7 protein-coding genes are annotated in these 14514 nt (G+C 38.8%); 4 read left to right on the top strand and 3 right to left on the bottom strand.

The features are described from left to right. The 3 genes from MKL62_RS10945 to ata all read right to left on the bottom strand — a co-directional run. On the bottom strand, positions 1 to 1958 hold a 1958-nt coding region (locus MKL62_RS10945), incomplete at its 3' end, for an ESPR-type extended signal peptide-containing protein (protein ID WP_270899763.1). Between the two features lie 555 nt (positions 1959 to 2513). After that, positions 2514 to 3293, bottom strand: a complete 780-nt coding sequence (gene tpgA / locus MKL62_RS10940; protein WP_005129304.1) for a trimeric autotransporter adhesin/peptidogylcan-associated protein TpgA — start codon at positions 3291 to 3293, stop codon at positions 2514 to 2516. A 57-nt stretch (positions 3294 to 3350) separates the two neighbouring features. Further along, on the bottom strand, positions 3351 to 8345 hold the full coding sequence (ata, locus tag MKL62_RS10935; RefSeq protein ID WP_005129306.1) for a trimeric autotransporter adhesin Ata: 4995 nt from the start codon (positions 8343 to 8345) through the stop codon (positions 3351 to 3353). 776 nt (positions 8346 to 9121) lie between these two features. Here ata and lon point away from each other — a divergent pair. The 4 genes from lon (at position 9122) to MKL62_RS10915 (ending at position 14500) form a co-directional block, all read left to right on the top strand. Then, entirely contained in the window at positions 9122 to 11551 is a 2430-nt protein-coding gene (gene lon, locus MKL62_RS10930; RefSeq protein WP_001292274.1) for an endopeptidase La, read from the top strand. 300 nt (positions 11552 to 11851) lie between these two features. After that, a complete protein-coding gene (gene rlmH, locus MKL62_RS10925; RefSeq protein WP_005129307.1) occupies positions 11852 to 12331 on the top strand; it encodes a 23S rRNA (pseudouridine(1915)-N(3))-methyltransferase RlmH in 480 nt (159 codons plus the stop codon). Between the two features lie 112 nt (positions 12332 to 12443). After that, positions 12444 to 13220: a dioxygenase family protein gene (locus MKL62_RS10920; protein WP_005129308.1), complete on the top strand. Its 777-nt coding sequence runs from the start codon at positions 12444 to 12446 to the stop codon at positions 13218 to 13220. Between the two features lie 170 nt (positions 13221 to 13390). Further along, positions 13391 to 14500, top strand: a complete 1110-nt coding sequence (locus MKL62_RS10915) for an META and DUF4377 domain-containing protein (protein WP_005129309.1) — start codon at positions 13391 to 13393, stop codon at positions 14498 to 14500. The last annotated feature ends 14 nt before the right edge of the window (positions 14501 to 14514 follow it).

Below are 14514 nucleotides of genomic sequence, written 5' to 3'. Positions count from 1 at the left end.
GTGTTCTGAGCAGTGGTTACATTCTGGTTTGTGGTATTTAACTGACTACCATTTACTGCATCTGTTGATGTAGATGAAATAGTACCTGCCGCAACGTTAGTAATCTTCTGGTTGCCCGCATTAATACCTGCAGTGGTTACACTTGGACCACCGGTAATGGTTAAGCCATTGTTATCAACCTTGCTATTCCCAACTGTTAAGCTACCCGCATTGGTTAATGCAATGTTGTCATTGACACTGTATTTATAGGTATTGGTTGCAGGGTCATATACTGCTGTGGTGTTGGTGCCATTGGCAAAGTTAACTGTTTCACCCAGCTTTACATTGTCTGCTGTACCACCATTAACACTAAAGTTTAGGCCTTTATCTGCTGTCGCTTGTGCTGCTGCAGCATTGGTGACTGCCGTGTTTGCCGTATTTTGAGCTGCTGCCGCATTAGTCACCGCTGTGTTTGCTGTGTTCTGAGCAGTGGTTACATTCTGGTTTGTGGTATTTAACTGACTACCATTTACTGCATCTGTAGAGGTAGAAGAAATCGTACCTGCTGCTAAATTGGTAATTTTCTGATTATTAAGGTTTGCACCGCCATTTAAGTTACTTGCACCAGTAACATTTAATGAACCTCCAGTAGTTAAGTTTCCAGCCGTAACTGTCCCAGAGAAAACAGGTGCATCAGCCATTTGAATATTAACTGTGTTACCAGTCACAGCCGTTTTTAAGTTATTTCCAGAATAGGTTCCAGCAGTTGAACCTCCTCCAGTGATATTAAGTGTTGTACCTAAATTATTTGCTGAACTCCCTGTATTACCAGCAAAAGTAATAGGTTTAACAACTTCATTATTTAAATTAGTTAGCGCACCAGACACGGTATTAACAGGAGTATAAGTCGTTCCATCTGTTTTTGTTATTGTATAACTTGGTGGTGTATATACATCTGTTGCAGGATTATATGCTGCGCCACCACCTAATGCTGTCGTATTACCCACAGCACGATTGTTTACATCTTTTAACTGAGCAACCGTAACCGCATCTGAATCGGCAGCACCATCGGCTACGTTTTGAATACGTCGAGTATTTGTTGCTGAACCCACTGAAACAACACCATTTGTCGTAGATGCTGCAACATTTGTTATATATGAGTTGCCACTTTGTACCGTAGTTGTTGATCCTGCACCCAAAGCAACTGAATTTGTTACATTCGCAGTTGATCTTGGCCCGAGCGCTACACTATTTGCTGCTGAGGTTAAGCTGTTAGTTCCTATAGCAACACCATCAACCGCATTTGTGTCTACAGTCGCTGTATTACCAATAGCAGTAGCATTATTTGCACCACTGTTAACTTGAGCATTTTTCCCTATTGCCATTGCTGCTGTTGAACCAACAACTTGGCTCATCGCACCAATTGCGACACTGTAGCTAGAAGCACTATCAACTGCTGTAAAAGATGACCCTGTTGCCAAACCTTCTGCGACAAGATCTGCATCACTGTTATTTTGAAGTGCAATTGATTGCGCACCAGCAGCACTAGCTTGTCCACCAACTACTGTTGAGTTTACCCCTGTCGCATTTACATAATTTCCTAATGCAGTTGAATCTGCTGCGCTGGCATTTGCTCTTGATCCAACGGCTAATCCATTAGAATCATTTGCAGTAGCAGGAGTACCCGTATTTGCTCCTATTGCAATACCATTACTAATGGTTGGACTTGTATCGATAATTGAACCATACAAGTTTGTGTAGTCAGCCCACACATGTGAAACGGCTAAACAGGAGATGATAGATAATACAAGTGCCTTAGGTCTAAATTTCTTTTCTTTAGAAACAATCTCATTTTGCGAACCAGTTATTTCGGAAGAGGATGAAACAGAACCAGTTCTCGTTTTGCTTTTAGCTAATTCTGATACAACAATCCATGTACCAATAGAAGCATTCCATACCACTTTGTATATCTTATTCATATTCCCACCCGTAAACTTAACGCTTACATTTGTAAAGTTTTGCAATCAAAACAATTAAATTGCTTATTTTTTGTGAAAATATCTTTTTTATTTTGAGAAGTAAATCACATTTTTAAATATCAAAATCAAACAAAGTCACAACAAGTGATAAATATTGTTAACTTTTCCCATACTTAAAAAAAAATAGTAATTTAATCAATTTTTTAATTTTTCTTAACGTTAAACATTAAAAAGACTGTTGTTACATTTTTTTACAATCAAGATGTTTTTTATCATTCAAATTCTTTAATTGCTAAAAATAAAACACAAGTTGCTGATATTTATATTATTTTTACATAAAAATAATATAAATTTAGCTAAGTTGTATTGATGGAAATTTAATATTTTCAATATATTAATATCTTTCACCGAAATATTAATATATTTTAAATACGAAATATTTTATAAAAATCATTAAAATTCAAATAAATAAAAAGATTTATTATGATTTTTCTTATTTTTATAACTCATAAAAGTAATCCTAAGAAATAGGATTACTTTTATATAGCAGATTATTTACCAGCTTATATTGACGCGTCTATTTGGCGCTAAACATTCGATAAGTTGCGAACTATTTTTCCCTGAACACTGCTTGTATAGATCAGTCTGGCTATTCGCCTGTATCTGTATACGTGTAGGATCAATACCTTGTTGAACCAATAACTTGGCAACTGTATTAGCACGCTGTGAAGACAATTCTTGATTATAGCTAAATTTACCCAATGGATCGGTAAAACCTGAAACAATAACTGGTGTTGTTGTCTGGCTTTTTTTGATCTTTTCAGCAATTTTCACAACGCTATTAGTACCTTCTTCAATCGCACTCGTATCAAATCGATCAAAAGCAAATAGGACACTCGCTGTACGATCTGCAATTACAGTGCTACGTGCTGGTGCCTGATTATTTGCTCCCAAAACAACTAAACCTTCACACGCTTCACCCTTCCAAGATAAACGTTCTGCTAAATAGTCCTTATCAAAATCAATACGCAACTGGCAACGCTGGTACTGGTGTGTGTTGGGAACACGGATATCTAGCACATAGTTCCAAACTTTTACTGCAAAAAGCCCTTCACTAAATTGTGGATTGCCTAGTAAAGCTCGAATTTGATCTTTATTTAGTCCTGTATCTAAACGAGCAATATCTTGGTATTCATAACGTTTTACTTGTTTCAAATAACTCTTTTCAATCGCTGGAAAATGAATTTCCTGTAGCTGAGCCTGTTCATTTGCATAAGTTGTGACTGCGAAACCAGCAAAAGCTGCTACGACTAAGCTTTGGATTGTTTTGTTCATCTCTATAATCTCTTTAATCTGTCGAGCAAGGAGAGCATTGCCCTCCCAACCAGTTTCTTAATTAATCACACCACTAATACCAACGCGGACGCTTGGCTCACCTTGAGAAGCAGCTGCCACACCACCTGTAATTGACCAACGGCCATTGTCAGAGGTTTTGCGTAAGGTCACACCGACTGCGTTCTCACCACCATGATATGCAGCACCAACAGCATAGGTATATTTACCTGCTACAAACGGCGCATTTTCTAAGGCCATGGCAGCGGCAATACCTGCATTAGCTTTTTTCTCAACGTCATCAATACGTTTATTAGTGTCATAGAACACTTGTTGTAACTGATCGCCCAGATTGGTAATTTTGTTACCCAATTCTTGGTTCGACTGGTTTAAGGTCCCAATCGCATCATTAATATTGTTCTTACCTGTACCACCAATATTGTTGGTTGTAATTGAGCCATCTTTAGGATCAATCGTAGTATTTCCACCAATACTGTTTTTGATGCTTTCTGAAATTTTATGGATTTGACCACCATTTACAGCTTGGTTCGAACCAGCTTTAATCTCACCATCTTTAACACCTTGAACAACACGATCGCCCTCTTTACCAGCCATATTAATGCTAGTACCGCCAGAATCTTTACCGACCGTGATTTCACCATTTGGTTTTTGCTGTTGAACTAACCCAGCTTTACCATTAGAAATGTTATCGATGTTATTCTGAATATTCTTAATATCATTCGAGTTCTTATCGACTTGATTTTGAACATTCCATAATTGACCACCATTCACGGCATCTTTAGAGCCTTCAGCAATTTTACCGTCAGCTACATTTTTCAGATTGGTACCTTTTTCTCCACCACCTAAAGTGACTGAGTTCTTGTCGACATTGCCATTTTTATCTTTGTCATACTGCACAGCATGATCAGAAAGCTTGCCAATATCTTTACCAATTTGATCTTTAACTTCGTTAATTTGCTTGTCTAATTGGCCTTTGTTCACCGCATCTTTTGCATTAATACCGTCTGCAACATTGGTAATTTGTTTACCACCTGCATTAATACCATTCACTGTGATGCTTGGCCCACCCTTGATGATTAGACCTTGTTGATTTAAGACATGGCCCCCGACATTCACGCTATCGAACTTCACATCTTTTAACATCTCAATTTTGACACCATCTTCTGTGGTACGGGTAATGATGTTCTCGCCACTAGTTTTATCTTCAGCAGTTTTTTCGTCCGCACCACCTACAATATTGATAGTGTCACCAAGCTTACGGTGAACTGCTTTGCCTTGGGTTGCTTTCTGGTCATTCGCACCAAAATTCAGACCTTTTTGAGTCAAGTCATTTACACCATTGGTGACTTTTTCATCTACAGACTTAATTGCGTCATTGATGTTGTTTTTACCTGTTCCGCCAATGTTATTGGTCGTCAGGCTACCATCCGGGTTTACAACGGTATTTCCACCAATACTGTTTTTAATACTCGTCGAGATATTATGTATCTGACCGCCATTTACAGCATCTTTAGAATTTTGTGCAATCACACCGTTCGAAACATCAGTAATTTTCTTACCGCCAGCATTAATGCCATCTCTAGTCACGCTTGGACCATCTTTAATGGTTAGGCCATTATGATTAAGTACGCTATCGCCCGCAGTTACACTGTCTAATGTCAGATCCTTTTTGGTTGATACTTCGTAGTTAGTGCTGCCATCTTTATTAACAGTTTCTTTTACAACAATGTTGTCGCCTTCAGTTACAGTAGTCTTCGCTTTCGTAGCTGTATTTTTTACTTCACTAATCGCATCATTGATGTTGTTTTTACCCGTTCCACCAATGTTATTGGTCGTCAGACTACCATCGGGGTTTACAACGGTATTTCCACCAATACTGTTTTTAATACTGTTAGAAATCTTGTGAATCTGACTGCCGTTTACTGCTTCTTTTGAAGTCGATGAGATGTGGCCTGCTTTCACATTATCTAAAACCGTACCGTCTTTACCTTTTAAGGTAACTTTATCTTTGGTCTTGGCATCATCGTATTTCACCGCAGCATCATCGGTTGCATTTTGCTTAGCAGCAAGATCATCTAACTGACCTTTGTTTACTGCATCTTTGGCATTGATACCATCAGCCACATTGGTAATCTGTTTGCCGCCAGCATTAATGCCATCTTTAGTAATGCTTGGGCCTTCTTTAATGGTTAAACCATTCGTATTTAATGTGGTGTTGCCCGTGGTGACACTGTCAAACTTCGAGTCTTTTAACAGTTCAATCTGAATACCATCTTTGGTAGTACGGGTAATAACGTTCTCCCCGCTAGTCGTAGCCGCCGGAGTTGATGCAGCTGCACCACCTACAATGTTGAGCTTCTCACCAAGTTTACGATGTACATCTGCACCGCTATTGCCAGCAAAGTTTAGACCTTTATTTTCAAGCTCGGTCTTGGTATTGTCGATTTTGCTATTCAGCTCAGTCTTGGTGTTACCAATCGTGTTGTTTAACTCAGTTTTAGTGTCGTTAATCTGAGTAGTTAACTGATCTTTAGTGGTATTTAACTTGGTATTGGTATCAGTAATCTGGTTACCAAGGTCTTTCTTGGCATCATTCAGATTCTTGTTTGTATCTGTGATCTGATTACCTAGATTCGTTTTTGTATCATCTAACTTCTGATTCAGGTTAGTAATATTCTGGGTATTCTTACCAATATTGCTCGTATTTTGATTAACACGACTATCAACATTTTTAAGCTGGCGTACTGTTACTGCATCTGAGTCAGCTGAGCCATCTTCTACATTGGTAATACGGCGTTCTTTTCCAGCCGACCCAACAGAAATCACACCATTAGATTGAGAAGCATCACGATTAGTCAGGAAAGAAGTTCCTGTTGCTTCTGTCGCTACAGCATCTTGGCCTAAAGCAACACTATTTTTGGCTTCTACTTTACTGCGTGCGCCTAAAGCAACACCACCTTCAACTAATGACTGAGCACCTTGGCCAACTGCAACTGCATTTTCTTGATCGGCAATTGCACCACCACCAATAGCTGCAGCATTTTTACCAGCTGCTTTTGCACCACCGCCGACAGCAGCAGCATTTTCATTTGTAGCCTCAGCCCCTTTACCAATTGCAGCCGAGTTATCACCTGTTGCTTGGGCACCACTACCGATTGCAGCAGCACTGTTTCCAGTCGCTTTTGCTCCTTCACCCGGTTTATTACCAGAGCCAATTGCTGTTGAATTTGTACCCGATGCCAATGAGTTAATACCCATTGCCGATGCGCCATCACCTGTTGCTTGTGCAACAGCACCGAATGCAGCGGCGCCTTTACCCGAAGCATTTGACATGACGCCAAAAGCAGAAGAAGCGTCACCAGTTGCTTTAGAGGTCATACCAAAAGCAGAAGAAAACGCTCCTGTACCTACAGCTTGAACCCCAACAGCAGTTGAACCATGATTCGCTTCGGTTGTTGGATATTTACCTGCCTGTAAAGTACCACCAGTAATTTCCGTATAGGTATTACTTAATTCCGTATCACGTGCGATTTTATCGACATCATCACCACCAATTGCAACAGAAGAGTTCCCTTTTGCAATCACGTCGGCACCAATTGCTACTGACTGGTCCCCAATTGCTTTCGTCTGATCACCAATCGCAACAGATTGGTTACTATTGACCCCTTCGGCACCTTGAGTCGATGCATTACGACCTATAGCGACATCCCCACGTCCTACAGTTTGGCTACTACTTCCCATTGCAATAGCACCAGAACCTATTGCCTGTGCACTACCACCAATCGCCATTGCCTCACGACCAGCAGCAGAAGCATTTACCCCTACAGCAATAGCATTACGACCAGTCGCACCATCATTTTCAAAGTTACCACCTTGCTGACCATTGTCATTAATACTGACATAATGGGTACGAGCAGCTTTTAACTGACGCACAGTTGCAGCATCAGAATCTGCTGCACCATCTGCCACATTTTGAATACGGCGTTCCGTTCCAATATCTCCGATTGACAAAACACCTGTTGGTGCTGATTGTTTAGTCAAGAAACTTTCACCAGTTGCTTGACTGGCTTTTGAATCTTTACCTAAAGCAATACTGTTTTCCGCTTCAGAACGGGCACCTTTACCAATTGCTACGCCGCCTTCAAAGCTAGCTTCTGCTTGGTCCCCAATAACAACTGCATTATCTTTTTGTGCCTTTGCACCGGTACCAATTGCAACAGACTTTTTACCTTTAGACTCTGAAAATGCACCAATTGCTAAAGCATTTTCTTCAGTAGCAACCGCACCTCCACCAAATGCAATCGAGTCTTTACCCGTTGCTTTAGTAGCCATTTTTGGTTGATAAGCAGCGCCTGCCTGCCCAGCAACAGGGTCAGCATTTTCAATATCTGGTGAGCCAATCGCAATTGAACGGTAACCTTCCGCAGTGGCTGAATGCCCTATGGCTAAAGAACCTTTACCCGTCGCAGCAGCAACATTACCAATAGCTTGTGAGAAGTCGGCTGTCGCTGCAGATTGACGACCAACTGCAAGAGCAGTATTTCCAGAAGATAAAGCACCCGTACCAATTGCCACACCTGAAATACCTTGAGTCGTCGCATAAGAACCGATTGCTGTTCCTAGGCCTTTCTCAACTACAGCCCCCGTACCAACACTGATTGCTCCCCCTTGTTTCATTGCGCCAGCATAAGCACCGGTAGAATTATTATATGGATTATTACGATTTGCGATGTTAGAGCCAGTTCGGTCTTGAGTTTGTGCTCCGCAGCCAATAGCAATATCTTTTTGATTAGCCGTATTAGCGCTTCCTTCACGACATGAAGTTGTACCAGAAATAGATGTTCCTTGGCCTATTCCCCCTTCGGTATTTGTCCCAGCAAAAGCATTTGGAGCAAAACAAATTACGCCGGATAAAACTGCCGCTGATACATTTAAAGTTTTTGATTTAGTCTTTGTTTTACTTTTTGCAATTTCAGAGGTTGCAACCCATGCTCCAATCGAAGCATTCCAAATGACCTTGTAAACTTTATTCATAAAACTTCTCAGACAAATACCGAACTCAAAGACCAATAAAAATATACAAATACATTTTTAAAATTTTTGGCCCCAAAAAAAGAGGCGGCATCCTAATTGAATAAATTTAAAGGGTAAATATAAAACCGAAATAATGATAAGAAAATTTGTGATTTCAATCACAAAATATATTTTTATAATTAATTTTAAATTACTGAATTTATTAATAAAAATTTAAATTATAAATATTATGTGTTGTTTTTGTTAATAATAAGTAATTTTATTTTAAAATAGAATAATAGCTCTAAATAAATGTTTATTTTTTATCAAATTAATTAAATATAAATATTTTTAAAAATCAATTTTACTTTAAAAAATAGAATATTAGCTCTAAAAAATAATATCTAATTTTATTTAAAATATATTATAAAAATACAGGTGTATATTATAAATTATAGTGTGATTATTCTAATATCAGACAAATGATATAAATAATTAATATTTAAATATACTTAATAAAAATATGTATTTTAAAATTAAAACTAAACAAATAATTTTACTTACAAACAAGTCTTGCTCCAGTAAGAGAAGAAGAATTATTAAGTAAAAATGAGTAGCCGCTCTACAAAATTTTATTCTTCTTAAGAATTAATCTATTGATTCATAACATTTTTAAAAAAAAGTTGACTAAATTAGTCCTTTTTTCAACATTTTCTATTGTCATGCCCTTGTAATTTTTAAAATACACATCACTATAAAAAACATGGCAACCTCGTTGTCACTCATTAGGAGTGCCCATGTCTGAACTTATTATGAATGAAAAAACTGACTTAGAGCCTCAGGTTCCAAGTGTATTACCACTATTAGCCTTACGTGATGTGGTGGTTTATCCACACATGCAGATTGCGCTATTTGTGGGTCGTGAAAAATCGATCAATGCAGTTGATGTGGCTCGTAACAGTGACAATTTAGTATTTGTAGTTGCGCAAAAAGATTCGCTTACAGAAGAAATTGATCACGACAATTTATACCAGTACGGTACAGTCGCTAAGATTGTACAAGTAGTTAATCATGAAAATGATGAAAACTGCATTAAAGTACTTATTGAAGGCTTACATCGTTCTAAGTTGAAAAAAATTATCGATGAAGATAGTTATTTGACTGCCGAACATGAATTAAGTCCAATGACGATTAATGTAGATAAGGCAACGCAAGAAACTCGTTTACAAGAGTTACGTAACTTATTTGCTCAATATGCAGAAGCAAAATTACGTAATGCACGTGAACTGGTTGCTGCTGCCAACAAAATCGAAGACTTATTGCAATTGATGTTCTTCGTAGCAACTCGTGTGCCTCTAAATATTGAAATTAAGCAGAAATTTTTAGAGTACGATGAGTTTGAAGCTCACTTGCAAGAGTTGATGAACTACTTGATGAATCAATCTGCTGAACAGCAAATTGAGCAAACTTTACATGACAGCGTAAAACGCCAAATGGAAAAGAACCAACGTGAATACTTTCTAAATGAAAAAATGAAAGTCATTCAACGTGAACTTTCCGACATGAATGGCGGTGCTGAAGATGACGTTGCTGAAATAGAGAAACGTCTTGCTGAAGCTGATTTACCTGAACACGTACGTAAAAAAGCCGAAGCTGAGTTCCGTAAACTTAAAGCAATGCAGCCTGCATCTAGTGAAGCTGCTGTGGTACGTAACTATCTAGAAGTGATTCTAGATACGCCATGGAACAAAGCGAGCAAAGTCAGTATTAACCTGAACAAAGCGCAAGAGATTCTTGATGCCGATCATTATGGTCTTGATGACGTTAAAGATCGTATTGTTGAATACCTAGCTGTTCAATCACGTGTGAAAAAACTCAAAGGCCCTATCCTTTGCTTGGTTGGACCTCCAGGGGTTGGTAAAACTTCACTCGGTGAATCAGTAGCGAAAGCAACAGGTCGTGAATTTGTTCGCATGGCGCTTGGTGGCGTACGTGATGAAGCAGAAATTCGTGGACACCGTCGTACTTATATTGGTGCGATGCCAGGTAAAATCGTGCAGTCCTTAACAAAAGTTGGTGTGAAGAACCCATTGTTCTTACTCGACGAAATTGACAAGATGGCTCAAGACTACCGTGGTGATCCTGCTTCTGCTTTGCTTGAAGTGCTTGATCCATCACAAAACAGTAAGTTCAACGATCACTATTTAGATCTTGATCTTGACCTTTCTGAAGTGATGTTCATCTGTACTGCAAACAGCATGAATATTCCAGAAGCCTTGTTGGACCGTATGGAAGTTATTCGTCTACCGGGTTATACCGAAGATGAAAAAGTTAACATTGCTGAGCGTTACCTTGTTCCTAAAGCAATTAAGAACAATGGCCTACGTCCAAAAGAGTTAACTATTCATGAAGAAGCGATTCGTGACATTGTTCAACGCTATACACGTGAAGCTGGCGTACGTAATTTAGAACGTGAAGTTTCTAAAATTGCACGTAAAGTCGTAAAAGAAGCGGTAAGTAAAAAATCTAAAAACTTACAGCTTGACGTTACCTCTGCCAATCTTCCTGAATACCTAGGTCCACATAAATTTGACTTTGGTATGGCCGAAGATGAAGCACAAGTAGGCCGTGTAAATGGCTTGGCATGGACTTCTGTAGGTGGTGAATTGCTTACTATTGAAGTTGCAGCTGTTAAAGGTAAAGGTAAATTCATTACAACCGGTTCACTCGGTGATGTAATGAAAGAATCAATTACCACAGCAATGACAGTAGTACGCACACGTGCTGATGAACTTGGAATTGAAGCATCTCGCTTTGAAGAAACTGATGTACACGTTCACTTACCTGAAGGTGCAACTCCAAAAGATGGTCCATCTGCTGGTTTAGCGTTAACAACTGCACTTGTATCAGCATTTACTGGAATTGCGATTCGACCAGATATTGCAATGACAGGTGAAACAAGTCTAGGTGGTCGTGCGATGCGTATCGGTGGCTTGAAAGAGAAACTTCTTGCTGCACATCGTGGTGGAATCAAGCTCGTCTTTATTCCTCAAGATAACGTTCGTGATTTGGCAGAAATTCCAGACAATGTGAAAGAAGGATTAGAAATCAAAGCTGTGAAAAGCATTGATGAAATCTTACCTTTAGCATTAACTTCGATGCCAAAGCCTTTACCTAAAACACCGATTGTAAAACCGGTGGAAGGCTCAAAAGCAGCGCGTCACTAATTCACATATAAAAAAGAGGGCTTCGGCTCTCTTTTTTTTGTTACACAATTTGATTGAAAAATATCCAACCATCCTCATAATAAGAAGTAAGAGTAATTAATTCTATTATTTGCTCTTGTCTATCTTATGTCACAGATAGCCTTGTTTTTATTCTCTATGATCATCTGAACTCCAGACAGATGATCATTTGATCGCAGTCCAACACCGTTTTTTGGACTGCGTTTTTTATGCCCACTTACTCCCCCGCAGTTAACCTCTCCTCAGGTATAATGTGACAGCTGTTTTGACTGAATAGATAACATGAAAATTCGTATTCTGACCATTGGTCAAAAAATACCCGCTTGGGTACTTACTGGTTTTGAAGATTATTTCAAACGCATCCAGCCTTTTGTTCAAACTCAGGTTATTGAACTCCCAATGGCAAAACGCGGTAAAAATGATTCAGAAGCAGATATTTTAAAATACTGCCAAATCGAGGGTGAAAGTATTTTAAATGCTTTAAAATCTAATGAGACCCTCATTGCTTTAGAAGTTGGCGGTCGCGAGCTCAGCACAGAAAAACTAGCAGACACCATGAAACAATGGATGCTTGAAGGTAATGATGTGGCACTTGCTATTGGTGGCCCAGATGGCTTGTCAGATCAAGTACGCAAAGCCGCTGCTTGGCACTGGTCACTTTCAAAACTTACCATGCCGCACCCTTTAGTACGTATTTTATTAATCGAACAACTTTACCGAGCAATGAGCATTAATCATAATCATCCTTACCACCGTGCATAAAAAGAACAAACGTTTCATTTTAAGAACAATACGTTGAAATCAGGATACTTTTAACATGTCCTGATTTTGGCATAATGACTATTATTCTGCTTTTCAACTCAGGTGTAATGAAATGGAACTACAAACCCTTCCCGGACTGTTTATTTCACATGGTTCACCCATGCTTGCACTTGATCCAGAACAAGTGGGTCCTGCCTTACATCGTCTTAGTGTAAATCTGCCTACTCCAAAGGCAATCATAGTGATGTCTGCTCACTGGGAAAGTAAAGCACTCGAAGTAAGTAGTTCGACTCGTCCGGAAACTTGGCATGACTTCCGTGGTTTCCCGCCAGAGTTGTATGAAATTCGCTATACTGCCCCCGGTCAACCCGAGCTTGCAGAAGAAATTTTGAAGTTGTTAGCAGATGCTCATTTTGTCGCACATGCCAATAGCACTCGCCCTCGTGACCACGGCGTATGGATGCCTCTTTTACATATGTATCCAGATGCAGAAATTCCTGTTGTTGAAATTTCTTTACCAATGGGCTTAACTGCACAGGAAATTTATCGGATTGGCCAAACGCTGGCACCTTTACGTGAAAAACAAATCTTATTGATTGGCTCTGGAAGTATTACTCATAATCTTGCTGAACTGTCTTGGCAAGGTGACAATTCAAAAGTACCTGAATGGGCTTCAACTTTTAGAAATACAGTGGTCAGTAAGTTGAGTCATCAAGACTATGATGGTGTACTGGAGTGGCAAACCCTGCCGTTTGTGAAACGTAATCATCCTTCACTTGAGCATTTTGCACCTTTGTTTTTTGCTATGGGTACGGGACATCGTTTTACGATTGTTCATAGTAGCTTCACAATGGGCTCACTAGGTATGGATATATACCGCTTTGATTAATTTTTGGAAAATACCCCGTTTTGCGGGGTATACCATTATTTTTGTTGAAAAATAGAATAATTTACAAACTTATACATTTTAAAAACCGAAACAATCAAATGTTTACATTTTCTTTTTTTAAGAATGTTTTAAGCTTAGTGCTGTTGTTTTTTTACTTGAAGTTTTTTTAAATGAAAATTAAATATTTAATTCTTGCGTTATTACCTTTTTCTTTGATGGCGTGTCAAACAGTTTCAAACACTCAAGCTCCAATTGTATCTGAGCAACAACAAAATCTTGCGACTACTTTAAGTGAATATGCTTGGACTTATCAAAATGTAAAAGCATCTAAGCCACTTGTTCTTAACTTTAATGCAGACGGTAAATTAGCAATTAATACTGGCTGTAATGGCCAAGGCGGGACTTGGAAAGTTGAAGGCAACCAACTTGTAACTTCTCCACTTGCATCAACAATGATGGCTTGCCAAGACGATTTAATGAAACAAGAACAATTGTCTAATAGCATCTTTAGTGAAGCGAAATTGCCAATCGAAATTAGTAATAACAATGGTCAGGTAATCTTAAGCGTGATAGATAAAGCAGGTCAAAAGCATATTTTCCAAGGCGAAAAAGCAACTAATACTCAAGCTTTAACTGATTATTCATGGTCATACCAACCTGAAAATACTAAAAAGCCGATTGTTCTTAACTTTACAAACGACCGTTTATCAATTGATACAGGTTGTAACCGCCAAGGCACCACTTGGAAAGTTGAAAACAATACGATTGTAACGACTGATGTCATGTCAACTATGATGGCTTGTGAACCTGCTTTAATGAAACAGGAACAATTCTCTAGCAGCCTCTTCCAAAAACGTGCAATTCCATTTGAACTCAATACAACAAATGTTGATCAACCAACATTGACAGTAACTGACGCTCAAGGCCAAAAATATACGTTCACAGGTAAAATGACACCTGAAGCAAAATATCAATCTGAAGGTAAAACTGTTTTCCTTGAAGTAGCGCCAGAAACTAAATCTTGCACAGGTGTTGCACCACAAACTTGCTTGCAAGTTCGTGAAGTTAAATATGATGACAAAGGCGTAAAAACTTATGCTGACAAAAACTGGTCATTATATTACGGTCAAATCGAAGGTTTTGAACACAATCCAAACCAACGCGTAATCTTACGTGTAAAACGTTTTGAAGTGAAAAATCCAGCAGCAGATCAATCTAGCCAAGCAGATGTGTTAGATATGGTTGTAGAACAAGAACTCGTTAAAAAGCCTAAAAAATAAGTTTTAGACTAAAA

The sequence above is a fragment of the Acinetobacter sp. AOR01_HL genome, from assembly GCF_027855455.1.
Taxonomy (GTDB): Bacteria; Pseudomonadota; Gammaproteobacteria; order Pseudomonadales; family Moraxellaceae; genus Acinetobacter; species Acinetobacter baumannii.
The sequence above is the reverse complement of the archived record's forward strand: the minus strand, read 5'-3'. Positions and strand labels throughout refer to the sequence as shown.

Bases quoted from the DNA above. Each gene is read 5' to 3' on its own strand.
- MKL62_RS10920 (WP_005129308.1), top strand. From the start codon at position 12,444: ATGGAACTACAAACCCTTCCCGGACTGTTTATTTCACATGGTTCACCC.
- rlmH (WP_005129307.1), top strand. From the start codon at position 11,852: ATGAAAATTCGTATTCTGACCATTGGTCAAAAAATACCCGCTTGGGTA.
- MKL62_RS10915 (WP_005129309.1), top strand. From the start codon at position 13,391: ATGAAAATTAAATATTTAATTCTTGCGTTATTACCTTTTTCTTTGATG.
- ata (WP_005129306.1), bottom strand. From the start codon at position 8,345: ATGAATAAAGTTTACAAGGTCATTTGGAATGCTTCGATTGGAGCATGG.
- lon (WP_001292274.1), top strand. From the start codon at position 9,122: ATGTCTGAACTTATTATGAATGAAAAAACTGACTTAGAGCCTCAGGTT.
- tpgA (WP_005129304.1), bottom strand. From the start codon at position 3,293: ATGAACAAAACAATCCAAAGCTTAGTCGTAGCAGCTTTTGCTGGTTTC.